This window comes from Sphingomonas aurantiaca, assembly GCF_003050705.1.
Taxonomy (GTDB): domain Bacteria; phylum Pseudomonadota; class Alphaproteobacteria; order Sphingomonadales; family Sphingomonadaceae; genus Sphingomonas; species Sphingomonas aurantiaca.
Window position 1 is genome coordinate 366817 of record NZ_QAOG01000004.1, and the last position, 24668, is coordinate 391484.

Genomic DNA, 24668 nt, shown 5'->3' on the forward strand with positions numbered 1-24668 from the left:
TCCTTCCTAATGTCGGCGATCTTCTGCGAGATCTGCCCTCCGCCTCATGGCGGAAATAGCGCTACCATAACAGCCCCTTCGGGCTGGGCAAGCGGACTTTGATGGTTGCGTTGCCGCGCATCGCTGCCGCCGTCGCGTGCAGGGAATGCCGGTCGCCACAGTCCAACGAGGGTCGAACGCCGAGGGCCATTTCCTGCGACGGGCGGTTGCGCTAACGCTACGCCAGATGGACACCATTCCCCCTCCCACGATCAGGCCGTCACGTCGCGCGGGCGGCGCGCCGACGATCAGCGACGTTGCGCGGCGCGCCGGCGTTTCACCGATGACGGTGTCGCGTGTCATCAACGGCGAAAGCAACGTCCGTCCGGTCACGCGCGACGCGGTGAACGCCGCGATCACCGCGCTGAACTATGCGCCCAACCCCGCCGCGCGCAGCCTGGCCGGGGCAGGGCAGACTCGGATCGGCCTGCTCTACAGCAACCCGAGCGCGGGCTTTCTCAGCGAATTCCTGCTCGGCAGTCTCGATCAGGCGGCGCGCAGCGATGTCCAGATCATCGTCGAGAAATGCGACCTCGGCGAGCATGAGCTCGAGGTGACTCGGCATCTGATCGCGGGCGGGATCGACGGTATCGTCCTGCCGCCGCCCTTGTGCGAGGCCGAGGCGATCCTCGACCTGCTCGCCGAGGCGCGGATCCCGACGGTGTCGGTCGCCAGCGGCCGGCCGTCGGACGATGTCCTGGCGGTCCGGATCGACGACCGCGAGGCGGCGCTGACGATGACCCGCCACATCATGGCGCTCGGCCATCGCCGGATCGGCTTCATCACCGGCAACCCCAATTTGTCGGCCAGCGCGCGTCGCCTCGAAGGCTATGGCGCCGCGTTGCAGGAAGCGGGCATCGCGGTCGACGAGACGCTGATCCAGCCCGGGCTCTACACCTACCGGTCGGGGCTCGACGCTGCCGAAGCGCTGCTCGCGCTGCCCGAGCCGCCGACCGCGATCTTCTCGTCCAACGACGACATGGCCGCCGCCACCGTCGCGGTCGCGCATCGCCGCGGGCTCGACGTGCCGGGCGACCTCACCGTGTGCGGGTTCGACGACACGATCATGTCGACCGCGATCTGGCCCGAACTCACGACGGTCTACCAGCCGATCGCGGACATGGCGCGAATCGCGGTCGAGATGCTCGTCGCCGCGATTCGTCGCCCGGCCGGAGTCGCGACCGCCGATCGCCACCGGTTGCTCGATTACACGCTGATCCGTCGCCAGTCGGACGCCGCACCGCGGCGGCGCCCGCGCGCGGACCAGGCATGATCCGCGTCCGAAAACCGCGATAAACCGATGCTCGATGCCGACGCAGCGCGCTTGACGTCGTCAGCGAAGATGGTAGCGATACCAGTATTAACGTGCGCCGACTGATCGGCGACGGCCCAGCAGGAGAGTTTCGCGTGCAACGGCAACCGGTTCGGCCCTTCCGATCGCGTGACTGGTTCGCGGACCCCGCGCGCTCGGACATGACCGCGCTCTATCTCGAGCGGTTCATGAACTACGGTCTCACCCCGGCGGAACTCCGCTCGGGGCGGCCGATCATCGGCATCGCGCAGACCGGCAGCGATCTGTCGCCGTGCAACCGCATCCACCTCGATCTCGCGCGGCGCGTCCGCGACGGTATCCGCGACGCAGGCGGAATCGCGATGGAATTCCCCGTCCATCCGATCTTCGAGAATTGCCGCCGGCCGACCGCCGCGCTCGACCGCAACCTCGCTTATCTCGGCCTCGTCGAGACGCTCTACGGCTATCCGATCGACGCGGTTGTGCTGACCACCGGCTGCGACAAGACCACGCCGTCGGGGATCATGGCGGCCTCCACCGTCGATATCCCGGCGATCGTGCTGTCGGGCGGGCCGATGCTCGACGGCTGGCACGAGGGCGAGCTGGTCGGTTCGGGTACCGTCATCTGGCGGTCGCGGCGCAAGCTCGCGGCGGGCGAGATCGACGAGGAGGAGTTTCTCCAGCGCGCCACCGACAGCGCGCCGTCGGCCGGGCATTGCAACACGATGGGCACCGCCTCGACGATGAACGCTGTCGCCGAGGCGCTCGGCCTGTCGCTCACCGGCTGCGCGGCGATCCCCGCGCCGTATCGCGAACGCGGCCAGTTCGCCTATGAGACCGGGCGGCGGATCGTCGACATGGCGTATGAAGACCTGCGCCCCTCGCGGATCCTCAGCCGCGAGAGCTTCCTCAACGCGATCCGGGTCGTGACCGCGATCGGCGGATCGTCGAACGCGCAGCCGCATATCCATGCGATGGCCAAGCATGCGGGAATCGAGATCACCGCCGCCGACTGGTCGGATTATGGCTACGACCTGCCCTTGCTGGTCGACGTGCAGCCCGCCGGGCGCTTCCTGGGCGAGCGGTTCCACCGGGCCGGCGGCGTGCCTGCGGTGCTGAGCGAGCTGCTCGCGGCGGGCCGGCTCGACGGCGATTGCCTGACCGTGACCGGCCGGACGCTGGCCGAGAACATCACCGGCCGGGTCGCCACTGACCGCGAGGTGATCCGCGCCTATGACACGCCGCTGAAGGAACAGGCGGGCTTCCTCGTCCTCTCGGGCAATTTGTTCGACGTCGCGATCATGAAGACCAGCGTGATCTCGCCCGCGTTCCGCGCGCGCTATCTGGAGCGCACCGGCGCCGAGGACGTGTTCGAATCGCGTGCGATCGTGTTCGAAGGGTCGGACGACTATCATCACCGGATCAACGATCCCGCGCTCGACATCGACGAGGACTGCATGCTCGTCATCCGCGGGGCGGGGCCGATCGGCTGGCCGGGCTCGGCCGAGGTCGTCAACATGCAGCCGCCCGATCATCTGATCCAGCGCGGCATCATGACTCTTCCGACGCTCGGCGACGGGCGCCAGTCGGGCACGTCGGACAGCCCGTCGATCCTGAACGCCAGCCCGGAGAGCGCGGTCGGCGGCGGCCTGTCCTGGCTGCGGACCGGCGACATCATCCGCATCGACCTCAAGGCGGGGCGGTGCGACGCGCTGGTCGACGCGGACGAGATTGCGCGGCGGCGCGGCGAACCGGCGCCGCCGATACCGCCGAGCAATACGCCGTGGGAGGAGCTGTACCGCGAAAAGACCGGACAGCTCGCCGATGGCGCGGTGCTCGACTTCGCGGTCAAGTACCGCGGCATCGCGGCGCGCACGCCGCGGCACAATCACTGACCGCTTCGACTACTAAAACCAAGACAGACGACACCAGGCCGCAACGGTCGGCGCACAGGAGAGGAACATCATGGCGAATATGCACAGTGGAGATCCGGGAGCGGGATTGCAGGGGAACGCCGCGGTCAACCACGGTTTCATCGCCGCGATCGTCGCGGTGGCGACGATCGGCGGGTTCATGTTCGGCTATGATTCGGGTGTCATCAACGGCACGCAAAAGGGTCTCGAAGCCGCCTTCGGTCTCGGTCGGCTCGGGATCGGCGTCAATGTCGGCGCGATCCTCGTCGGCTCGGCGGTCGGTGCGTTCGGCGCCGGGCGGATGGCCGACGCGATCGGCCGTCGCAACGTCATGATGCTCGCCGCCGCGCTGTTCCTGTTCAGCGCGCTGCTCGCCGGGGCTGCGACCGGCTCCGGCATCTTCATCTTCGCGCGGATCATCGGCGGCCTGGGCGTCGGTGCGGCCAGCGTCATCTCGCCGGTCTATATCTCGGAGGTCACACCGGCCTCGATCCGCGGTCGCCTGTCGAGCGTCCAGCAGGTCATGATCATCTCCGGCCTGACCGGTGCGTTCGTCGCCAACTTCGCGCTCGCGCGCTATGCCGGTGGCTCGACCGCCGATTTCTGGCTCGGCTATCCCGCCTGGCGCTGGATGTTCTGGCTGCAGGCGATCCCGGCCGCGATCTATTTCCTCGCGCTGCTCGTGATCCCGGAAAGCCCGCGCTTCCTGGTCGCCAAGGGCCGCGAAGCCGAGGCGCATGTCGTGCTCACGCGCCTGTTCGGCACTGCCGAGGCGGACCGCAAGGTCGTCGAGATCCGCAATTCGCTCGCCGCCGATCATCACAAGCCCAAGCTCAGCGACCTGGTCGACAAGACCACGGGCAAGATCCGGCCGATCCTGTGGGCCGGCATCGGCCTCGCCGTGTTCCAGCAGCTGGTCGGCATCAACGTCGTCTTCTATTACGGCGCGGTGCTGTGGGAAGCGGTCGGCTTCACCGAAGACAACGCGCTGCAGATCAACATCCTGTCGGGCGTCCTGTCGATCGCGGCCTGCCTGTTCACGATCGCGACCGTCGACCGGATCGGTCGCAAGCCGCTGCTGCTGGTCGGCTCGGCGGGCATGGCCGTCACGCTGGCGGTGGTCGCCTATGCGTTCTCGACCGCGGTGACGGGGGCGGACGGCGCGGTGTCGCTGCCCGGCCATAACGGCATGATCGCGCTGGTCGCGGCCAATCTGTACGTCATCTTCTTCAACGCCAGCTGGGGCCCGGTGATGTGGGTGATGCTCGGCGAGATGTTCCCGAACCAGATCCGCGGATCGGGTCTGGCAGTATCGGGCTTCGCGCAGTGGATCGCCAACGCGGCGATCTCGGTCAGCTTCCCCGCGCTTGCGCTGTCGCCGGGCCTGGCGGTGACCTATGCCGGCTACGCGTTCTTCGCCGCGATCTCGTTCTTCTTCGTGAAGGCGCTGGTCAACGAAACGCGCGGTCGCGAACTCGAGGACATGACCGGCTGATCGTCGCTCCTCCCTCGCAAGGGGGAGGTGGCTGGCGCTTGCCAGACGGAGGGGGAGGGAAGGGCGAAGGCCGTTCGGTGTCCTTCCCCTCCGTCACCTTCGGTGCCACCTCCCCCTGGCGGGGGAGGAAGAGATAGAGCCAAACGAAAAAAGGGCCCCGCGGATCGATCCGCGGGGCCCTTTTTCGTTCGACGGCGCCGCGCCGGTCAGGCGATACGGCGGCCAGCTATCGTCGCGACACGGTGCGCCGGCTGGCCTGCCACCCCCGCGTCGAACGCGAACACGTCGCCTGCATAAGGCTGGAGCGCGCGGTGATCGTCCGATAGGCCCTTGGCGGCCGTCGTCGCATAGGCGGTGCGGCCATCGGGGCCACCGATCGCGATCTTGGTGACGTTCGAGACGGGCAGGCGGATCTCGGCGACCTGTTTCCCGTCCGGCGAATAGCGTCGCACGCACCAGCCGCCATAGAAGGACACCCAGACATATCCTTCGGCATCGACGATCGGCCCGTCGGGATAGCCCTGCGTCGCGACGTCGACCGCCGCGAAGATGCGCGTGTCGGCCAGGCTGCCGTCCTCGCGGATCGTGCAGGCGTGGATCGTCCCGGCCAGCGTGTCGCAGTGATACAGCGTGGCGCCATCGGTCGAGATGGCGGGCCCGTTGGTGATCACGATGCCGTCGACGACGGGCGCCACGCCGTCCGCATCGGCGCGGTAGATCAGCCCGGACGCCGCGCTCTCGCCATCGTCCATCGACCCGAACCAGAGCCGCCCCGCGGCATCGACGGTCGAATCGTTCAGGCGGTTGCCCGGCGAGTCAGGCTCGACGACGTGGAGGTGCGTGAAGCTGCCATCGGCGGGGTCGAACCGGTGCAGCCCGGTCTGCAATCCGGCCAGCATGCCGCCGTCCGCCAGCGGCTGGACCCAGCCGACCTGCGCGGGGGCGGTCCAAGTCTGATGGTCGCCGGTTGCGGGCGTGAAGCGGTGGACGCGGTGCTGCTTGATGTCGACGAACCAGAGCGCATCGTCGAGCCACAACGGCCCTTCGCCCAGCATCGCGCCGACGCCGAGCACGCGCTCCACGCCACCGTTTACCTCGCCGTTTACCGCCATCCTGCATCCACCCAGTAATTATGTCCCGTGCACATACGCGCATCGTCGGACGCGAGAAACAGCGCCATCGCGGCGATGTCCGACGGCTGGATACGGCCGTCGATGCATTGCGCGTCGACGATCGCCGCTTCGCCCTCGGGCGTGTACCATTTCTCCTGGCGCGGCGTCTGGACGTTGCCGGGGATGATCGCGTTGACGCGGATGCAGTCGCGGCCGAGATCGCGTGCCAGGCTGCGCGTGAGCCCCTCGATCGCCGCCTTGGCGGTCTGGTAGAGGATCAGGTCCTTCATGCCGAGATGCCAGCTGATCGATCCGAAATTGATGATGGCGCCACCGCCTGCTGCCTTCATCGACGGCACCACCGCCTGTGCTGCGAAGAACAAATGCCGCAGATTGACGTTCATCCGCTGATCCCAATAGGCCGGGGTCACCTCGTCGATCGTGTGGCGGTCGTCATTGGCCGCGTTGTTCAGCAGGATGTCGACCCCGCCGAGCTGGTCGATCATCGTCTTGAACGTGACGTCGAGCGCGTCGATGTCGGTCAGGTCGAGCGGGTGGAAGACCGGGGCATGCTCCGCCCCGGCGGACAGGCGCTCGACCAGCGCCATGCTGTCGGCCTGCGCGACGTCGACGAACGCGACCCGCGCGCCTTGCGCCACGAATCCCTCGACCAGCCCGGCACCGATGCCCGACCCGCCGCCGGTGATGATGACTCGCTTGTTCCTGAGCGATGGGTAGACGGCGCCTTCGTGGCGACCGGCGGTTTTCTGCAGCACGCTGTTCTCCGGATGGGTCATGCCGACAACAGCCCGCGTGCGGCGAGGTTGCGCATCAGCGCGACCAGGCCGAACTCCCAGGGCGCTGCGGCCTTCGATGTGGTGACGGTGTTGATGAGGCGACCGAGTCCGGGCGCGGCGATCGAGACGGTATCGCCCGACTTGTGCGTGAAGCCCCGGCCGACGTCGTCGCGATCCTTGGTCGGCGCGAACAGGGTGCCCAAGAACAGGACGAACCCGTCGGGATATTGATGCTCGCTCAACGCCTGGCGGACGAGTTCCTCGGGATCGCGGCTGATCTGGCTCATCGAGCTGGCGCCGTCGAGGACATAGCCGTCGGTGCCCTCGATGCGCAGCGCGACTTCGGCGCGGCGGACATCGTCGAGCGTGAAGGAGTCGTCGAACAGGCGGATGAACGCGCCGAGCGAGCAGGACGCGTTATTGTCCTTCGCCTTGCCGAGCAGCAGCGCGGAACGCCCCTCGAAGTCGCGCAGGTTGACGTCGTTGCCGATCGTCGCGCCGACGATGCGCGCATCGGGCGCCACCAGCAGCACGATCTCAGGCTCGGGGTTGTTCCACGTCGAGTCTGAACGCACGCCGATGTCCGCGCCCCAGCCGACCGTCGACAAGGACGGCGCCTTGGTGAAGATCTCCGCATCCGGGCCGATCGCCACCTCGAGATATTGCGACCAGAGTCCCTCCTCGATCAGCGCGGTCTTCAACGCCGCCGCCTCGGGCGTGCCGGGCACGACGTGCGCCAGTCCGCCGCCGATCCGGTCCTCGAGCCGCGCACGCACCGCGGTCGCCGCCCCCGCATCGCCGCGCGCCTGTTCCTCGATCACGCGTTCGAGCGCGGATACCGCGAAGGTGACGCCGGCCGCCTTGACGCACTGCACGTCGATCGGGCTGAGCAGCCGCGGTACGCCACCGACCGACAGGCCGAGCGTATCGAGATCGCAGATCGCCTCGCCGGCAGTCGGATCGAGCAGGTCGCGCGCGACCAGTTCGGCGACGGTTGGTGCGGCCTTGCTCATGTCGAACACGATGCCGCCGGCGACAATGACGGGCGTGGGGCCTTCGCCGCGGTCGATCCGGCCGATCCAGCGCGCGGTGCGCCAGTCGGGTCCAAGGGCGTCGAGGGTATCGAAATCGAATGTCACGGCAACATCTCCGGCAGGGCTGTATCAGGCGAAAAATCGGTGGTCAGGTGGCACGGACATGCCTCCGTCACGTAGCTTTGCTCGACGTGCCAACGTCACCGCGCGATGCGGCAGATCGGTAAAGTCCTCTCCTCCGCCGGTTATTGGCGGTAGCGGTACCATTACCGATACACCGGCGTGTTTTGCAAGGTCGTCCATCTGCTCGCCGCGCGGATCCGACTGACGCGGGTGTTCGAGGCTTTGTGATGCGCCGGCAGCCTGGACGATCAGCACGCATCGCGTTTCTCCTTCGTGTCACGTCAGGGCAGCACGATCTCGAACGGCCCGACCGGCAGCTGTGCGTCGTCGGCCAGATTGACCACCGGGCTGTCCGCCCAGGCATAGCGGACACGAACGACCGGCTTGCCGTCGGCGGCGAGCGTCACGCGGTCGCCCTGCGCGACGCCGTCGGCATAGCGGCAGCTGCCGACTTCTGCCCCGCAAAGTTCGAACCCGATCGGCCCGCGTGCGGCCTGTGCGTGCAGCGCGCCGGTCACGCCGGTGAAGCGCAGCGTCACGCCGCCACCGGGGGCGCGGCTTGCCGATGCGATGCCCGGTCCGGCCGGCGCGCGCGCGCCATAAGCGAGCGGACGCAGCACGCGCGCGAGCCGTTGGCCCACCGCGTGCTTCTCGCCCGGATGGATGTCGAGCGGATCGCCCAGATCGATCGTCACCGCGACACCGGCATGCCCGTCGCGCGCGGCCATCAGCCGCTGCGCCTCGCGGACCTCCGCCCAGCCGCTCTCGCCCGGTGCGATCGGCGGCGTGCCGTAATTGGCGAGCTGGGCGATCGCCAGCGGGATCGCCGGCGCGCCGAACTGCTGGCGCCAGCCGCGCGTCATCGCCGCCAGCCGCGTCTCGTATCCGGGCAGGCCGGTGTCGGATTCGCCCTGGTACCACGCGATCCCGGCGAGCGCGGTCGCCCCGATCGGCGCGATCATCCCGTTGTACAGCGTGCCCGCGCCGTTGATGTCGTCCCATGGCGACCGCGGCGCATTGCCCGCCACGCGCTTCGCGATCGCATAGCGCCAGCCATCGCCGATCGGCACCGCGCTGCCGTCGGCCAGCGTCAGCATCATCGTCTCCGCGGGGCCGGTCATGCCGCCAAAGGCATAGACGTCATCGTCGTTGACGGTGATGACGTTGCGCCCCGCCTTCAGCAGCCCCGCGGGCAGCGGATAGACGCGCGCGCGGCCGGCGTTGCTGTTGCCGCCGACGCCGATTCCGTTGACCCAGGTGCGATCCGCGTCGTCGACCACGCCGATCGCCAGCGTCGCCGCGCCGCGCGCCTGCGCCGCGGTCAACGTCACGACGCGCTGGTACCAGACCATGCCGTTATAGTCGGCGAGCGCGGGGACGCCCCATTGCTCGAAATTGCCGATGCGTGGCACCGGTTTCCAGTCGATCGCGGCGTCGGGCTGCCAGGGCTCGCGTCCAGGCGCATCGCCGGTGCCGCGTCGCCACCAGTCTTCCCAGATCGTCGACGCGCCGCGCTCCGCCGCGACCGGATCCGTCGCGTGCAGCGCGAGCAGGTCCGCCGCGCGTGCCAGCCCCGCGGATCGCAGCGCGGTGTCGCTCATCCATGCGCTGATCCGCGATCCGCCCCAGCTCGCGTGGATCGCACCGATCGGCACTCCCTCGCTCCGCCGCAGCGCCTGCACCATGTAGAAGCATGCCGCCGAGAACCCGGGGACCGTATCCGGCCCGGCCGCCGCCCATCGCGGCATCGCGGCGAACCGCGCGAGCGGCGTCTCGCTCGTCGCCTTGGGGATCGTGACGAGGCGGAGCTGGTCGTCGAGCGCCGGATGCGCGTCGGGAATCAGGTCCTGCGCGGCATTGACGGGCAATTCCATGTTGCTCTGGCCAGAACACAGGAACACGTCGCCGATCAGCAGGTCGCGGACGGTGGTTACGCCATTGCTGTCCGTCAGCGTGAGATCATAAGGCCCGCCCGCGGCAAGCGGTTCGAGGCGCAGCGTAAATCGACCGTTGCGATCCGCCGTCGCGGTCGAGGTGCGCGTGCTCAGCCGCGCGGTGACCGGCCGGCCCGGCATGCTCCGCCCGCGCAGCACGATCGGCTGGCCCCGCTGCACGACGCCGTGATCGCCGACCAGACCGTCCAGGCTGGGAGCGGTGTCCGGAGCCGCAGCGACTGCCGCGGTGGCCAGCCCGATCGTGACGAAGGAAGCGGCGATGCCGGACAGGATGGTCGACGCAGCCCGGCTCGTCGATTGATAGGTTATCATCCTCACCCTCTCCCTGCGCGCCCACCGCCCCGACGTTCGGCCGGGAGGCGTTTCGAGCGATCCATTCTTGTCGGCACGCCGTCATGCATCGCACGCCGGCAGTACCATGGTATCGCTCACACGAAATTTATACTCCGACAAAGGCCGGCGGCAACTCTTTTCTACCGATGTCGGCCCTGCCGCGTCGCGGCAGATTGCCGCCCCTGACACAGAAGAAGAGCGAGCGGTGCCGAGCGTCCGTCACGACGATCTGACAGGGGAGGGTTACCGTTTGCCCCGACCGTCGAGCGTGACCGAGTCGATATCGAGATACCCGCCACGACCGGCCGGATTGTAGCAGAACAGGCTGAACTGCTGCCCCTGGAACGTGCCGGTTTGCCAGTCGAAAGCGAGCGGGAAGCGCGGGCCGAGCGGCGTGAACGTCGTGCCGTCGGTGCTGTACGCCACCGCGCCGGTGTCATCGCCGAAATCCATCTCGGTCCGCAGCGTCAGCTGGGTACTGCGGACGGTCACGGCAGGGCTCTCCCGGACGATGCGCTGGATCGTCGTCTTTGCCGGGCTGGCGACATCCTCGATGATGCGCATCGACAGCGTCAAATGTCCCTGCGCGTCGCGGCCGAGCGCGATGCCGCCGCTATATTTGCCGAAGACGCCCGCCCCGCATTGATCGCCGCGCGCGACGTGGCTCGCGTCGAGCCGGACCGTGGCACGGCTCCACGGCGCTTGCCCTTTCTGGAGGAGCGTGTTGCGCGCGGTCCAGATCGAACTGCCTGGCGCCGCATTCATCCGCAGGAAGCCGGGTCTGGCGGTCAGCGACCAGCGGTCGGGGAGGGGGTTGTGATTCCACTGCCATTGCAGGCCGAGCCTGGTCTGCGCGAAATCGTCGGAGGCGGCGGGCGTTTCGACCGGCATGCCCTGGATCGGCTTGCGTGCGGTGGCGGGGACCCGATTGGGCGCCTCGGGCGTGCCCCAGATCGGCCAACCGTCGCGCCAGTGGATCGGGCTGATGTTCGTCGTCCGCCCGATCGCGCCTGCGTCGATCATCACGAACCCGTAATCGCTGCCATCGGCGAGATCGACGATCGCGCCCTGATGGCCGCCGCTGGTGTCGTCGATCTGGTTGCGCGTCTCCCACGGGCCGGCCAGCGCGGTAGCGCGCGAGACCGTCAGCCCCAGCCGGCGCGGAATCGCGTTGAACAGGTAATAATATTTGCCCCGTCGGACCAGCTTCGATCCCTCGGCGCCCTTGGTATAGTGGATCACCCGCCGGGCGGTGATCCGCCGCAGTGTTGGGTCCAGGCTCAGCAGCGTCTCGGTCCCGTCGCTGCTGCTCGCGGTCGCGATATAGGCCGATCCGTCATTGTCGAAGAACAGCCCCGGATCGAACGCGGCCTCGCTCAGCCGGTTCATCGTCCAGGGCCCGCGGACGTCGCGGGCGCGGTAGATCCGAGTCGGCTCGCCGACCGGGGTGACCGCGACATAGAACATCCCGTCGTGATGCCGCAGGCTGGGGGCGAAGATGCCGCGGCGATACGACCCGCCGGCCTGCAGGTCATATTCCGGGCGGCCGCTCAGCGTGTCGACGACATGCGACGCGAACCGCCAGTTCACCAGATCCCTGGAGGTCAGAATCGTCAGCCCTGGCACGTCGGCAAACGTGCTCGTGATGAAATAGAAGACGTCGCCGACGCGGATGATGTCGGGATCGGGATAATCGGCGTTCAGCGGCGGGTTCGCGAAGGTCCCGTCACCGCGATCGGATTGCCAGGCCTGCACCGCGCCGATCGACGGCGACGCAATCAGCGTCGCCGCTACAAGGCAGGCGCCCGTGCCGCGCATTCTCACGACGTTCCGGCGGCGGGATCATAGACATAGGGCCCGACGACCGTCCCGACAAAACCACCCGCACGCGCGGTAGTCAGCAGCGTCGCATCGAAGTTCGACAGCAGCGTGCGGCGGCCGGCGCGCGTCTGATAGTCGAACGCCATAATGCCCTTGTCGGCCCGGATCGTCAGCGAGACCGGCCCCGACGGATCCACCGGCGCGGACGTGACGAGCGTATCCGCCTTGGCCTTGTCGCGTGCATACAGCGCCACGACGGGCTTGCCCGCGATCCGCGTGATCCCGAAGAACAGGAACGACTCGTCGTTCTGCACCGCGGCAAGGCCCGCGCGTGCGCCATCGGTCCGAGGCGCGAACGTCACGCGCGTCGTGATCGTCGCGATGTGATGCTGTTGGCGACGGCCGAGAAACGCCGGCACGCCCTGTCGATCGCCCAGCGCGGCGCGCGATCGCAGCGTCAGTCCACCCGCACCCAGCGTATGGAACGGCGTAGCGGGCGCGCGGATGCCGATCCATTGCATCGCCAGGCTCTTTCCGTCGAACGAATCGCTATAGGTGAAATCGCCGGTAACGGGAGTCATCGGCCGGGGCTGCGCGGGCAGCTTGGGCTTGGTGGTGGCGAACGGGATCGGGGTCTTCGGCGCCAGGATATGCGGCCAGCCATCGGACCATGTCACGGGCAGCAGGAACGTCTCGCGGCCGATCGCATAGCGTTCGGGCGCATAGGGTCGCGTCGCGAGAAACGTCGCCCACCAGTCGCCATTCTGCGTCTGGACGAACTTGGCGTGGCCGGCCGACGTCACCGGGTTCGCGCGATCCGCGGCCAGCCCGCGCTGCGTCAGGATCGGATTGTCGGGATAGGGGACGAACGGCCCGGTCGGGCTTTTCGACCTGAACACGACTTCGGAATGATTGTCGCCGGTGCCGCCCTCTGCCGCGATCAGGTAATAGAAGTCGTCGTGCCTGATCAGGTGGGGACCCTCGATCCACACCGGCTTGGTCGCAAGGTCGACACCGCCATTGACGATCTGCGTGCTCGGCCCAACCATCTTGCCGGCGCGCCAATCATATTCCTGCACCCAGATCGCGCGGTGTCCGTCATAGCGCGGTGGCTCGTCGGGTGCGCGATTGTTGACGATATAGGCCTTGTCGCCTTCCCAGTAGATCGATGGATCGATCCCCTCAAACGGCAGCCAGATCGGGTCGGACCACGGCCCGGCCGCGTCCTTCGCGGTGATCACGAAATTGCCTTTGCACTGCACGCAGGTGTTGACGATGTAGAACACGCCCGCGTGCCACGAGATGTCGGGTGCGAATACCGCTTGCGACAGCCCGCGCCCGGCAAGATCGAGCTGGCTCGGGCGCGAGATCGCGTTGCCGATCTGGACCCAGCTTACCAGGTCCTTCGACTTGAAGATCGGCAGGCCTGGAAAATGCGCGAAGCTCGAATTGACGAGGTAATAGTCGTCGCCGACGCGCGTCACCGATGGATCGGGGTAATAGCCCGACAGGATCGGATTGCGGTATTGGTTCGGCGCCACAACGACGCGCTCCTGCGATCGCCCGTCATAGCTGAAGCTGTCGAACCGGGCGGTTTGCGCCTCTGCCGCCTGGGCCAGCATCAGCGCGGCCAGCGTCGTCACGATGCGCGGTAGGGATCGGGTCATCAAGGCTCCTGGTCTGAACGGATCCGTACCGCGCTGCGTGTACTCAGTGGTTGTCGCGCGGGAGGCCCATCGTCTGGGCGATCCGCTGATACTTCTCGGCACCTTCGAGAATGGCGCCGGTTTCCATCTGGCCGACGGTGGCGCGCTGGATTTCCTGCCACGGCGTCTGCGACCGCGGATAGGCATAGCCACCCGCCTCGGTCAGCGCGCGGCGGCGTTCGGCGAGCTCTTCGTCGGCGATCAAGACGTTGGCGGTGCCCTTGCCGAGATCGATGCGGACGCGGTCGCCGGTGCGGATGAGCGCGAGGCCGCCCATCGCCGCGGCTTCGGGCGAGGCGTTGAGGATCGAGGGCGAGCCGGAGGTGCCAGACTGGCGACCGTCGCCGATGCAGGGCAGGGCGTGGACGCCTTCGCGGATCAGATACGCCGGCGGCCGCATGTTCACGACTTCCGCGGCGCCCGGATAACCGATCGGGCCGGCGCCGCGCATGAACAGCAACGTATCGGTGGTGATGCCGAGCGACGGATCGTCGATCCGGTGGTGGTAATCCTCCGGCCCGTCGAACACGACCGCGGGACCCTCGAACGCCTCGGGATCGTCCGGGTTGGACAGGTAGCGTGCGCGAAATTCGGGCGAGATCACGCTGGTCTTCATGATCGCGCTGTCGAACAGATTGCCGCGCAGGACGATGAAGCCGGCATCTTCCAGCAACGGCGTCGCGAACGGGCGGATGACGCGTTCATCCTCGATCGTCGCGGTCCGGCAATTGTCGCCGATCGACTTGCCGTTCGCGGTCATCGCGTCCTCGTGGATCAGCCCCTGCTTCATCAGCTCGGACACGACCGCGGGGACGCCGCCCGCATGATAATAATCCTCGCCGAGATATTCGCCGGCGGGCTGGAGGTTGACCATCAGCGGCACCTTGTGGCCGTGCGTCTGCCAGTCGTCGATCGGCAGGTCGACGCCAATGTGGCGCGCGATCGCGGCGAGATGGATCGGCGCGTTGGTCGAGCCGCCGATCGCCGAATTGACGACGATCGCGTTGTGGAACGCGTCCTTGGTCATGATGTCGGAGGGCTTGAGGTCCTCGGCGACCATGGCGACGATGCGCTTGCCGGTCTTGTACGCGACCTCCTGGCGGTCGCGGTACGGCGCGGGGATCGCGGCCGAGCCGGGCAGCTGCATGCCGAGCGCCTCGGCCAGGCTGTTCATCGTCGTGGCGGTGCCCATCGTGTTGCAATAGCCGGTCGACGGCGCCGACGAGGCGACGAGCTTGATAAAGCCCTCATCATCGATCGCGCCGGTCGCGAGCAGCTCGCGCGCCTTCCACACGATCGTGCCCGAGCCGGTCCGCTCGCCCTTGTGCCAGCCGTTGAGCATCGGCCCCACCGACAGCGCGATCGCCGGGATATTGACGGTCGCCGCCGCCATCAAACACGCAGGTGTGGTCTTGTCGCAGCCGATCGTCAGCACGACGCCGTCGAGCGGATAGCCGTAGAGCACCTCGACCAGCGCCAGATAGGCGAGGTTGCGGTCGAGCCCGGCGGTCGGGCGCTTGCCGGTTTCCTGGATCGGGTGGACCGGGAATTCGAGCGCGATGCCGCCCGCCTCGCGGATGCCCTCGCGCAGACGCTCGGCGAGCACGAGGTGGTGGCGGTTGCAGGGGCTCAGGTCGCTGCCGGTCTGCGCGATGCCGATGATCGGCTTGCCCGAGCGCAGTTCCTCGAGGCTAAGCCCGAAGTTCAGATACCGCTCCAGATAGAGCGCCGTCATGTCGATATTCTCGGGGTTGTCGAACCACGCACGGCTGCGGAGTTTAGGCATGTCGGTCATCGAAAGGGGCTTTCTGGGGATCGAATATCAGCGGGCGACGGAGAGGCGATAGATCATGGCGTGGTGATAGGGCTTGCCCGGATCGACGCGTGCCGACACGAAGCTCGGCTTGTTCGGCGCGTCGGGAAATTTCTGCGGTTCCAGCGCGATGCCGTCCCCCATCCGGTACAGATGGCCCTGCTTGCCGACAAACGTTCCGTCGAGGAAATTGCCGGTATAGAATTGCACGCCCGGCTCGGTCGACAGCACCTCGAGCACGCGACCCGACAGCGGATCCTCCAGCCGCGCGGCCAGTTCCGGCTTCGCGGTCAGGCCCTTGTCGAGCGCGAAATTATGGTCGTAGCCATGGCCATAGCGGATCTGCTGGTCGCGGCCGTCGCGGATCCCCTCGCCGACGATGCGGCCACCACGGAAATCGAAGACGGTGCCGGCGACGGGTTGCAGCGCGCCGGTCGGGATCAGCGTCTCGCCGACCGGGGTGATCGCCTTGGCGGGGATCGTCAGCCGGTGGCCATAGGTGCCCGCCGCCGATCCTTCGCCACCCAGATCGAAGATCGCGTGGTTGGTCATGTTGACGATCGTCGGCTTGTCGGTCTTCGCGTCATAGCTGATGCCGAGATTGCCGGCGTCGTCGAGCGTGTACGTCACCGTGACGTCAAGCGTGCCGGGATAGCCCGAATCGCCGTCGGGGCTGCGATAGCCGAGCACCAGCGTCGCGGTCGGGCCGCTCTTGGCCGAGACGATCGTCCAGGCGACCTTGTCGAAACCGTTGCCGCCGCCGTGCAGCGAATTGGTCTTGTCGTTGAGCGGCAGCTGATAGGTCTTGCCGTCGAGCGTGAAGCGGCCGCCCGCGATCCGGTTGGCGTAGCGGCCGACCGTCACGCCGAAGAAGTTGGGATGATCGACATAGGAGGCGAGGTCGTCATAGCCGAGCACGACGTCGGCGATCTTGCCGTTGCGGTCGGGGCCCATCAGCGATTGCAGCGTCGCGCCGTAGGACAGGATCCGTGCGGACACGCCGTGCGCGTTGCTCAGCGTCACCGCCTCGATCGCGGTGCCGTCCTTCAGGGTGCCGGCGGGGGTACGCTTTACGTCTGCCGCGTCGGCCGCCTGCGTCGAAAGCGCTGCGAGCATGGTTGCCACGATGATCCCCGTCTTCCCGATTGCACGCATGCCGGTTCTCCTCCCCTGTTCGCGACGCCGTTGACGCGCCTTGCTCGGCTATATAGTCAGACAATATATTTCTGGGCAAGCCATGCGGGAAAAGACTGTTTTTCAGTCGCCGACACGGCACGGAGGATGAACGATTATGGCGATGCCGATACAGACGCACACGCATACACCCGCGCGCGCCGCGCCTGCCGGGGCGGAGGGTAGCGGGGGCTACCGCTCCGCGTTGACGCTGCTGGCCAGCCTGTTCTTCATGTGGGGCTTCATCACGGTCATCAACAACACGCTGTTGCCGCACCTGCGCAGCGTGTTCGACCTCAGCTATACACAGACAACGCTGATCGAGAGCGTCTGGTTCATCGCCTATTTCTTCGCCTCGATCCCCTCGGCCAAGCTGATCGAACGGGTCGGATATCAACGTGCGATGGTGTTCGGGCTCGGCCTGATGGCGGTCGGCGCGCTGATGATGGTGCCTGCGGCGCGGCTGCCGAGCTACGGGGTGACACTCGTCGCGCTGTTCGTGATCGCCAGCGGAATCACCTTGTTGCAGGTCGCGGCCAACCCGTATGTCGCGGTCGTCGGCCCACCCGAGACCGCGTCGGCGCGGCTCAACCTGGTGCAGGCGTTCAACTCGGCGGGGGCGACGCTCGCGCCGTTGTTCGGCGGCTATCTGATCCTCGGGCGTTCGACCTCGGGCACGGCGGTCGCCGGGTCCACCGCGGTGCTGACCCCGGCCGAGCGGCTTGCCGATGCCCAGTCGGTGGTGCTCCCCTACCTGATCGTCGCGGCCGTGCTGGTGGTTCTCGCGGTCGTGATCGCGCGCTTCCCGCTGCCGGCGATGGGCGCCGCGACGCAGCGGTCTGCGAAGGCGGATCGCAAGGGCCTGTCGCTCTGGTCGCACCGCAACCTCGTGCTCGGTATCCCGGCGATCTTCATCTACCTGATCGCCGAAATCGGCGTCGCCAACCTGTTCATCAATTTCGTCAGCCAGCCGCAGATCGGCAACCTGACGCACGAACAGGCCTCGCATTATTTGTTCATCCTGTGGGGCGGGATGATGGTCGGCCGGCTGATCGGCAGCGTCGTGATGCGCACCATCCCCGCCGAGCGCGTGCTGGCGTTGGCGAGCATCGGCGCGTTCCTCGTCATGCTGATCGCGACCTTCACCACCGGCCATGTCGCGATGTGGGCGCTGATCTCGGTCGGACTGTTCCACTCGATCATGTTCCCGACGATCTTCACGCTCGGCATCCGTGGCCTGGGGCCGCTGACCGAGGAGGGATCGGGGCTGCTGATCATGGCGATCGCGGGCGGTGCGCTGGTGATCGTCCAGGGCTGGCTCGCCGACACCTACGGGCTGCAGATTTCCTTCCTGCTGACCGCGGCGTGCGAACTCTACATCCTGTTCTACGCGCTCTGGGGATCGCGCGTGACGGATGCGCTACCGGATCCGGTCGCCGTCCATTGAGGGGAGCGGGCACGACGATCGCTGCCAAGGCGGTCGTCGCTGCTCGGAGTAATTCGACGAGGCGAGTTAGCCGATGATCAGGACGTGGTGAACGCGTCGATCAAGTCGAAGTGGCGTTAGTTTTTTCCGCCAGAACAAGAACATCGGCCAGATATGCGCCGATCAGCGTTTCACCCTGCGTGTCTGCGAGCTGGAGCGCCCGCGCTATTGCGGCATGCAGCGACATCGCGTCGGGATCGTCGGGATTATCCATCCGCTCATCGAAGGCATTTTGGTGTTCGATGACAATGGCATAAATTAAAAATCGACGGACATATGTTGTGGAAGCCGTCTCCGAGCCGGGCATGTACTTGCGTATGTTTGGTGATCGCGACCGCAGCAAAGCCGCCCAAGCCATTCTGGTAGCAAGGGCATTCCGGAAAAGACTTTTTCCCAACGAGATCTTCGATGAACATGCCTGGGGTATGCTTCTGGTTCTCTTCATCGCATTTGCCGATGGCGAGGTGATATCGGAAATCGCGCTGCTGGAACGGGTGGGCCTTAGCGTAACCGCAGGACGCCGCTGGATCGCGCATCTCGTCGGCGAGGACCATATCGAACTGCGCGAAGACGGCGGCGGGGTGACGCTGTCCGAAACCGCACTCACCAAGTTGCGCATCTTCCTCGACGAGGCCTGCGATGTCTCAAACTGGCTCGTAAGCGTCCGGCATTGATGCTGGCTTTTCGAGTGCAGGCACAAAAATGGGCGACCGCAGCCGCCCAAGGGAATGGTGTCGAAGGGGGCCAACGACACGCACTTATTGGGTTAGTCTAGCTGTCCAATTATTGCAAGCCGGGCATGACCTCCAAGCGACGGACCAGGGAGCTTGCGGGTCACACGGGTGGCGGTCCGAGCCTCAACTGCCGGGGTCGGGCGGCTGAAATCAGCCATCTCGTGGCGGGTGTCGGATCTGCGATGGAGTGGGAATGCTGTTTTACATCGTGGTGACTGGCCCCATGCGCCCATTCTCCACCAACGGGGGGGGGGGGGCGTTGGCCTGAATTTGAGGCCTGACAAGCGTCAGTGCTCCCCGTAAAAGTGCGGGATGCAACATTTTTCACGGCTTTCACTGCCATTCGTGTGCCTGATTGTTCTGGCGGGTTGCGACCCGGCACCTACGGCGAACACGAAATCGCCAGCGCAGAAGTCCATCGAGGCAGACATTGGCCAGGTCGAGGAGGACGTGCGTCTTGCCGCGGCGAACAAGCGAATCGACGAACTCGAACGCCAGGTCGCGGAATTGCAGTCGACTCCCGAAAAGCTTGACCTCCAGATGTTGTCGAAGCGTGTGGACCTGCTCGAAGCGGTGACGCAGGGAAGTGCCGCTGGCCAGACGCGGGCAGACACGCCGGACCTGCCCGATGCGAAGCCCAACGCGAAACAGCCTTTGCAATCCAGCAGTGCCACGCCGACCGTGCCGAGGCGCAGCGCCAACCCGCTGTTGCAAACACCGGACACGCAAACGCGACTGGCGACCCCCGAAGAGGCAAAGGCGTTCCTTCGCAAGCAATAAGCGCGCGAACGCGTTGTCGCGGAGCGGTGCGGAGAAATGGCGACAATCGGCAGCGCCGGTCCTTTGCCAACGAGGGTTTGATCAGTACGGGGCACGGCCCGTCGCGACAGGCCCGTTCGTCGAGTAGGCTCCGCCAGGACGTCGCGTCCATGGTGCCAGGCCGCGATGAACGGCGCTTCAGTCCCGACCTGACGGCGAAAGACGGCGATAAGGGCCAGCTGTCGGGGAGGGGGCACCCGACCAGAACGTCGGCGTCACCCAGTGCTTGCCGAGCAGATCGGCCGCGAACACCTTGACCGCGACCTTGTCGATGCTCTGCGAGATGCGCGGATCGCGGTCGACGAGTTTGCATCGCTGCACGCGTTCCGTGGACCGGCGCGGTTTCTCGGCGAACATCGGCGGCAGCATCCCGCGACGTTGCGGGGCGTGTCGCGGCGGTGCTGCCGAGCGCGTCGGTCGGCGATCAGTTCGCCGGACAATCGGGTTCGGACGAAGTCTCCGACTTTTTGTCGCGAACGAGCCAGCGGTACAGGCTGGGCAGCAGCACCAACGTCAGCAGAGTCGAGGTGACGATGCCGCCGATGACGACGGTTGCGAGCGGGCGCTGGACCTCGGCGCCTGCGCCGCTCGCGATCGCCATTGGGACGAAGCCGATCGATGCGACGAGCGCGGTCGAGAGTACGGGGCGCAGGCGATCGCGCGCGCCTTCGCGGACCGCGTCGTCGACCGGACGCGGATCGCCGTCGCGACCGTCGCGCAACGCATTGATGTGATCGACCAGTACCAGCCCATTGAGCATCGCGATCCCCGACAGCGCGATAAAGCCGATCGCCGCGGTGATCGAGAAGGGCATGCCGCGCAGCCACAGCGCCAGCACGCCGCCGGTCACTGCGAACGGGATGCCGGTATAGACGATCGCCGCCTCCTTCACGCTGCCGAGCGCAGCGTAGACCAGCAGGAATATCAGGACGAGCGCGGCGGGGACGACGATCGACAGGCGCTTTTGTGCGGCCTCGAGCTGGTGGAACTGGCCGCCGAACTCGATCCGGTAGCCCGGTGGCAGCTTGACCTGACCTTCCACCGCGGCGCGCGCCTTGGCGACATAGCCGGCGAGATCGCTGGTGTTGAGCGTCACCATCAGCGCGGCGCGGCGCTTGCCGCCGTCGTGCAGGATCGGCTCGACCTTCGGCGCCACGCGCAGCCGGGCGACGCGCGACAGCGGCACCATGCCATAGTCGCCGACGCGCAAGGGCAGCGCGAGGATCGCGGCGGGATCCGCGCGCAGGCTTTCGGGCATGCGGACGACGATCATGTGGCGCGCCTCCCCCTCGGGGATGAAGCCGACTTCGGCGCCCGCGATCGCCTCGGTGATCGCGCTGTTCACTTCGGCGGTGCCAAGGCCGAGGCGCAGCATCGCGGCGTGGTCGAGCTCGACGACGATGCTCTTGGGACGACCGGCGGTTTCGAACTCGACATGCTCGGTGCCGGGCTGCTTGTCGAGGATCGCCTTGGCCTGTTTCGCCGCGCGTTCGAGCACGTCGTAATCCTCGCCGAAGATCTTTACCGACACGTCGGCGCGAACGCCCTCGAGCATCTCGTTGAAGCGCATCTCGATCGGCTGCGCGAATTCGAAGCTCTGGCCCTTGTAGACCTGCCGTCCGATCTTCTCGATTCCGGTAACCAGTTCCGCCTTGGTCTTGGGCTTGCCGTCGCCGGTCGGCCAGTCCTTCTCGGGCGTGTAGAAGATGTAGAGGTCGTTCTCGTTGGGCGGCATCGGATCGGTGGCGACTTCGCTGGTGCCGATCCGCGAGAAGGTGTGGCTGACCTGCGGGAATTGCGCGCGGATGCGGCGTTCGGTCTCCTGCTCGATTCTGAGGCTGCGTTCGAGCGACATGCCGACCGGTCGATAGACCATCGCGGTGATCGCCCCCTCGTCGAGCTGTGGCGTGAACTGCGACCCGAGCGTCTTGAACACGCCGAACGTCACCGCCAGCATGACGAGCGCGCCGATGACGAGCAGCTTGGGATGCGCGAGCGCCCGTTCGAGCGTCGGCGCATAGCCGCGCTCGGCGAGCCCGATCAGGCCCTTGTGGCGGCTGTCGTCCTTGTCGCTGGCGGGCGCGCGCAGCAGCCAGGCGGACAGCGCGGGGACGACGGTGAACGTCCAGACGAGGCCTGCGACAATCGCCAGCATCACGGCTTGCGCCATCGGCTGGAACAGCTTGCCCTCGACCCCGCCGAGGCTGAGCACGGGGACATAGACGAGCGCGATGATCGCAATGCCGAACATCGTCGGGCGAGCGACCATCCGCGCGGCGTCCGCCACCGTGTCGCGGCGTTCGTCGGCGGTGAGGTCGTCACCCTTCGCGCGGCGGCGTTCGGCTAGCAGCCTCAGGCTGTTCTCGACCACCACGATCGCGCCGTCGACGATCAGCCCGAAGTCGAGCGCGCCCAGACTCATCAGGTTCCCCGACACACCGATCGCGTGCATCCCCGACACGGTGACGAAAAAGGCGAGCGGGATGACGAGCGTGACGATCAGCGCCGCGCGCCAGTTGCCCATCACCAGCAGCAGCACGAGCGCGACGAGCAGCGCGCCTTCGCCCAGATTATGCTCGACCGTCGAGATCGTCCGGTCGACCAGCTCGGCGCGGCTATATTGCGGGTGGATCACCATGCCGTTGGGCAACGCCGCCTGGATATCGGGGAGCGCGTCCGCCGCGCGCAGCGCGACTTCGCGGCTGTTCTGCCCGACCAGCATCATCACGGTGCCGAGCACGGTCTCGCGCCCGTTCTGCGTCGCAGCCCCCTGGCGCGGCGCGGCGCCGATGACGACGTCGGCCAGATCGCGGACCTGGAGCGGCAGGATGCCGCCGGCGAACTTGACCGGGATCGCGCCGATATCGGTTGCGCTCGTCACGCGGCCGTTGGTCAGCACGGTAAAGCGTTCGGCGCCGCGCGCGATGATGCCGCCGCCCGCATTCGCGACGTTCTTGCCGACCGCCTGCGCGAGTTCGGCCGCGGTCACGCCGTGCATCGTCAGCCGCCGCGGATCGGGCTCGACGACGAACTGCTGTTCGAGACCGCCATTGGTGTTGACGTCGGCGACGCCGGTGACCGCACGCAGCATCGGGCGGACGGTATATTCCTGCGCCTCGTACAGCTCCATCAGCTGGCGTTGCGGATCCATGCCCGGCGGCGGCCGCTTCCATTCGAGCGTGTAGTAATAGATCTCGCCAAGACCCGTCGTGATCGGCGCGAGCTGCGGCGAGGCGCCCGGCGGCAACTGGTCGCGCACCGCGTTCAACCGCTCGGTCACGAGCTGGCGGGCGCGCATCTGGTCGGTGCCGTCCTTGTACAGCAACGTGACCTGGCTGAGCCCGGTCTTGGTGAGCGAGCGGGTTTCGTCGAGCCCCGGCTGGCCCGCCATCGCGCGCTCGATCGGCAGCGTCGCGAGCCGCTCGATCTCCTCGGGCGCGAGGGCCGGGACCATCGTGTTGACCTGCACCTGCACCCCGGTGATGTCGGGGATCGCGTCGATCTGCAGGCTGGCGAACGACCACAGGCCGACCGCGGCGATCAGCGCGGTCACCACCGCGATCACCAGCCGGCGCCGCGTGACGAAATCGAGCAGACCGCCCATGGCCGAACGCGCGCTCATCGGGCGAGCGCGGTGCCGCCGTTGAGCGCACGCAGCATCAGCAGCGCCTCGAGCGCCTCGCGGCGCGTATCGAGCAGCGCGTTGGTCGCGTCGATATAGGATTGCTGCATCTGCATGTAGATCGCGAGCGGGATCGCCCCGAGCTGGAAGTTGCGATTGGCCTCCTCGGCGGTATCGGCAAAGCTGCGCGGCGTATTCCCATCCCATTTGCCGAGCGCGGATCGCTTGGCCTCGTACTGCGCCGCCTGGTCGAACACGTCGCGCGCGACGCGCCGTTCGGCGTTGATGAGAGTCGCGTTGGCCTGCGCCTGTCGCCCCTGTTCGACCGCGACCTCGCCAGCCTGCCGGTTCCACAGCGGGATCGTCGTCGAGAGGCGGACGCCATAGTTCGTCTCGCGGATGTCGGAGCGTGCGCGATCATAATAGGGCCCGACGCCGACGATCGGGAGCCGCGCCTTGCGCGCCAGATCGACTCGTAGGCCCTGCTGCTCGAACTGCGCGCGCAGGGCCTTCAGCTCGAAATTGTTCGCGGTGGCGTTGGCTGCCAGCGTCGTGCCCGATGGGAGATCGGGGAGCGACATGTCGGGGCGGACGATCCGCAGCCGCGCGGCGAACGGCGCACCGCGCAACTGGTTGAGCTCGTACAGCGCCGAGTTCGCCTCGGCGTCCGCGATCGCGGCGGTGCGCTCCGCGCTGATCGCGCCGGCCTGGAGCGAGGCGGCCTCGAGCCGGGGGGCGGGGCCCGCGGGATCGCGCGAGACGATGACGCGCGCGAGCGTCCGCATCCGTGTCGCGACCTCGCGCGCGACACCCGCCTTTTCGTCGGCGGCGAACAGCGCATAGCCGAGCGTGCGTGCGCGCGCCGCCAGCGTGGCATCGAACTGCTGGAGGCCCATCTTGGCGAGATCGACCTGCCGCTCGGCGATCGCGCGGCGCAGCGCGATGCGGCCGCCGAATTCGATCGGCTGGACGACCGAGACGGCATAGGTCAGCCCGTCGCCGAGCGGCATGCCGGTGGTGCGATCGTCGGCACGGCGCTGGCCGAATTCGACGACGGTCTCGGGATCGGCCCAGCGCCCGGCGGCGGATCGCTCGACGCCCGCGGTTTCGATCTGGCGCTGGTAGAATTGCCGCTCGGGATTGTTGGCGATGACGTCCTGCGCGAGCCGGTCGAGCGAGATCGCCGTCCCCGCCTGGGCTTGCGCCGAGGTCTGCGCGTGCGCAGCGGTCGGCATGACGGCACCGACCATCAGCGCGAGGGCAACAATCCGCATTTCCGTGCTTCTCCAAGGGGATATCCTTGATGCGCCGGTAGCCGCCGGGCCGTGGGGCCGTCGATTAAATCCGCGTTCAGACTCTGAACTGCAATTCAATTGACGGCGTGCCGCCCGGGCTGCGAACA

19 protein-coding genes are annotated in these 24668 nt (G+C 67.2%); 6 read left to right on the plus strand and 13 right to left on the minus strand.

Annotation, left to right across the window (positions count from 1 at the left end):
- Positions 1–226: 226 nt before the first annotated feature.
- The 3 genes from C8J26_RS13380 to C8J26_RS13390 all read left to right on the plus strand — a co-directional run bounded on the left by C8J26_RS13380 (position 227) and on the right by C8J26_RS13390 (position 4738).
- Positions 227–1312 carry a LacI family DNA-binding transcriptional regulator gene (locus C8J26_RS13380; RefSeq protein WP_107958653.1) on the plus strand — a complete coding sequence of 362 codons (1086 nt, stop codon included), beginning with the start codon at positions 227–229 and terminating at the stop codon, positions 1310–1312.
- Positions 1313–1446: 134 nt separating this feature from the next.
- Positions 1447–3225, plus strand: a complete 1779-nt coding sequence (locus tag C8J26_RS13385; protein WP_107958655.1) for an IlvD/Edd family dehydratase — start codon at positions 1447–1449, stop codon at positions 3223–3225.
- A 79-nt stretch (positions 3226–3304) separates the two neighbouring features.
- Positions 3305–4738: a sugar porter family MFS transporter gene (locus tag C8J26_RS13390; RefSeq protein ID WP_056413115.1), complete on the plus strand. Its 1434-nt coding sequence runs from the start codon at positions 3305–3307 to the stop codon at positions 4736–4738.
- 206 nt (positions 4739–4944) lie between these two features.
- On the opposite strand, the gene C8J26_RS13395 is transcribed toward C8J26_RS13390, so the two are convergent.
- The 9 genes from C8J26_RS13395 to C8J26_RS13430 form a co-directional block, all read right to left on the minus strand.
- On the minus strand, positions 4945–5850 hold the full coding sequence (locus C8J26_RS13395; protein ID WP_107958657.1) for an SMP-30/gluconolactonase/LRE family protein: 906 nt from the start codon (positions 5848–5850) through the stop codon (positions 4945–4947).
- A complete protein-coding gene (xylB, locus tag C8J26_RS13400; protein ID WP_107958659.1) occupies positions 5841–6647 on the minus strand; it encodes a D-xylose 1-dehydrogenase in 807 nt (268 codons plus the stop codon). Before xylB ends, C8J26_RS13395 begins: the two co-directional genes overlap by 10 nt.
- Positions 6644–7786, minus strand: coding sequence for a fumarylacetoacetate hydrolase family protein (locus C8J26_RS13405; protein ID WP_107958661.1), 1143 nt, complete (start codon positions 7784–7786; stop codon positions 6644–6646). The genes xylB and C8J26_RS13405 overlap by 4 nt, the downstream gene beginning before the upstream one ends.
- A gap of 24 nt (positions 7787–7810) precedes the next feature.
- Positions 7811–8059, minus strand: coding sequence for a hypothetical protein (locus C8J26_RS20155; RefSeq protein WP_146168842.1), 249 nt, complete (start codon positions 8057–8059; stop codon positions 7811–7813).
- A 26-nt stretch (positions 8060–8085) separates the two neighbouring features.
- Positions 8086–10071 (minus strand): sialate O-acetylesterase, encoded by a 1986-nt coding sequence (locus C8J26_RS13410; RefSeq protein ID WP_107958663.1) that lies wholly within the window; start codon positions 10069–10071, stop codon positions 8086–8088.
- A gap of 264 nt (positions 10072–10335) precedes the next feature.
- Positions 10336–11910: a glycoside hydrolase family 43 protein gene (locus C8J26_RS13415; RefSeq protein ID WP_107958665.1), complete on the minus strand. Its 1575-nt coding sequence runs from the start codon at positions 11908–11910 to the stop codon at positions 10336–10338.
- A 2-nt stretch (positions 11911–11912) separates the two neighbouring features.
- The gene (locus tag C8J26_RS13420) at positions 11913–13580 is read right to left on the minus strand and encodes a glycoside hydrolase family 43 protein (protein ID WP_208631393.1); all 1668 of its coding nucleotides are present in this window, start codon (positions 13578–13580) and stop codon (positions 11913–11915) included.
- Positions 13581–13623: 43 nt separating this feature from the next.
- Positions 13624–15414 carry an IlvD/Edd family dehydratase gene (locus C8J26_RS13425; protein ID WP_107958667.1) on the minus strand — a complete coding sequence of 597 codons (1791 nt, stop codon included), beginning with the start codon at positions 15412–15414 and terminating at the stop codon, positions 13624–13626.
- 27 nt (positions 15415–15441) lie between these two features.
- Positions 15442–16548: an aldose epimerase family protein gene (locus tag C8J26_RS13430; RefSeq protein WP_416366520.1), complete on the minus strand. Its 1107-nt coding sequence runs from the start codon at positions 16546–16548 to the stop codon at positions 15442–15444.
- A gap of 175 nt (positions 16549–16723) precedes the next feature.
- Here C8J26_RS13430 and C8J26_RS13435 point away from each other — a divergent pair, with 175 nt between their 5' ends.
- Positions 16724–18052 carry a sugar MFS transporter gene (locus C8J26_RS13435; protein WP_107958671.1) on the plus strand — a complete coding sequence of 443 codons (1329 nt, stop codon included), beginning with the start codon at positions 16724–16726 and terminating at the stop codon, positions 18050–18052.
- A 100-nt stretch (positions 18053–18152) separates the two neighbouring features.
- Here the strand turns inward: C8J26_RS13435 and C8J26_RS20160 are convergent, their stop codons facing one another.
- Positions 18153–18398 carry a hypothetical protein gene (locus C8J26_RS20160; RefSeq protein WP_146168843.1) on the minus strand — a complete coding sequence of 82 codons (246 nt, stop codon included), beginning with the start codon at positions 18396–18398 and terminating at the stop codon, positions 18153–18155.
- Here C8J26_RS20160 and C8J26_RS13440 point away from each other — a divergent pair.
- Entirely contained in the window at positions 18397–18765 is a 369-nt protein-coding gene (locus C8J26_RS13440) for a hypothetical protein (protein WP_146168844.1), read from the plus strand. The two genes, C8J26_RS20160 and C8J26_RS13440, sit on opposite strands and share 2 nt — an antisense overlap.
- Before the next feature lie 372 nt (positions 18766–19137).
- Complete coding sequence (locus tag C8J26_RS13445) at positions 19138–19605, plus strand: hypothetical protein (protein ID WP_146168845.1); 468 nt, start codon at positions 19138–19140, stop codon at positions 19603–19605.
- A 177-nt stretch (positions 19606–19782) separates the two neighbouring features.
- Here the strand turns inward: C8J26_RS13445 and C8J26_RS13450 are convergent, their stop codons facing one another.
- The 3 genes from C8J26_RS13450 to C8J26_RS13460 form a co-directional block, all read right to left on the minus strand.
- Complete coding sequence (locus C8J26_RS13450; protein WP_107958677.1) at positions 19783–20001, minus strand: hypothetical protein; 219 nt, start codon at positions 19999–20001, stop codon at positions 19783–19785.
- A 67-nt stretch (positions 20002–20068) separates the two neighbouring features.
- On the minus strand, positions 20069–23266 hold the full coding sequence (locus C8J26_RS13455) for an efflux RND transporter permease subunit (protein WP_425275407.1): 3198 nt from the start codon (positions 23264–23266) through the stop codon (positions 20069–20071).
- A complete protein-coding gene (locus C8J26_RS13460) occupies positions 23263–24540 on the minus strand; it encodes a TolC family protein (RefSeq protein ID WP_107958681.1) in 1278 nt (425 codons plus the stop codon). The genes C8J26_RS13455 and C8J26_RS13460 overlap by 4 nt, the downstream gene beginning before the upstream one ends.
- Between the last annotated feature and the right edge of the window lie 128 nt (positions 24541–24668).

Bases quoted from the DNA above. Each gene is read 5' to 3' on its own strand.
- C8J26_RS13455 (WP_425275407.1), bottom strand. From the start codon at position 23,266: ATGAGCGCGCGTTCGGCCATGGGCGGTCTGCTCGATTTCGTCACGCGG.
- C8J26_RS13440 (WP_146168844.1), top strand. From the start codon at position 18,397: ATGTACTTGCGTATGTTTGGTGATCGCGACCGCAGCAAAGCCGCCCAA.
- C8J26_RS13390 (WP_056413115.1), top strand. From the start codon at position 3,305: ATGCACAGTGGAGATCCGGGAGCGGGATTGCAGGGGAACGCCGCGGTC.
- C8J26_RS13395 (WP_107958657.1), bottom strand. From the start codon at position 5,850: ATGGCGGTAAACGGCGAGGTAAACGGTGGCGTGGAGCGCGTGCTCGGC.
- C8J26_RS13380 (WP_107958653.1), top strand. From the start codon at position 227: ATGGACACCATTCCCCCTCCCACGATCAGGCCGTCACGTCGCGCGGGC.
- C8J26_RS20160 (WP_146168843.1), bottom strand. From the start codon at position 18,398: ATGCCCGGCTCGGAGACGGCTTCCACAACATATGTCCGTCGATTTTTA.
- C8J26_RS13435 (WP_107958671.1), top strand. From the start codon at position 16,724: ATGGCGATGCCGATACAGACGCACACGCATACACCCGCGCGCGCCGCG.
- C8J26_RS13415 (WP_107958665.1), bottom strand. From the start codon at position 11,910: ATGCGCGGCACGGGCGCCTGCCTTGTAGCGGCGACGCTGATTGCGTCG.
- C8J26_RS13430 (WP_416366520.1), bottom strand. From the start codon at position 16,548: ATGCTCGCAGCGCTTTCGACGCAGGCGGCCGACGCGGCAGACGTAAAG.
- xylB (WP_107958659.1), bottom strand. From the start codon at position 6,647: ATGACCCATCCGGAGAACAGCGTGCTGCAGAAAACCGCCGGTCGCCAC.
- C8J26_RS13420 (WP_208631393.1), bottom strand. From the start codon at position 13,580: ATGACCCGATCCCTACCGCGCATCGTGACGACGCTGGCCGCGCTGATG.
- C8J26_RS13410 (WP_107958663.1), bottom strand. From the start codon at position 10,071: ATGATAACCTATCAATCGACGAGCCGGGCTGCGTCGACCATCCTGTCC.
- C8J26_RS13445 (WP_146168845.1), top strand. From the start codon at position 19,138: ATGCAACATTTTTCACGGCTTTCACTGCCATTCGTGTGCCTGATTGTT.
- C8J26_RS13460 (WP_107958681.1), bottom strand. From the start codon at position 24,540: ATGCGGATTGTTGCCCTCGCGCTGATGGTCGGTGCCGTCATGCCGACC.
- C8J26_RS13425 (WP_107958667.1), bottom strand. From the start codon at position 15,414: ATGACCGACATGCCTAAACTCCGCAGCCGTGCGTGGTTCGACAACCCC.
- C8J26_RS13450 (WP_107958677.1), bottom strand. From the start codon at position 20,001: ATGTTCGCCGAGAAACCGCGCCGGTCCACGGAACGCGTGCAGCGATGC.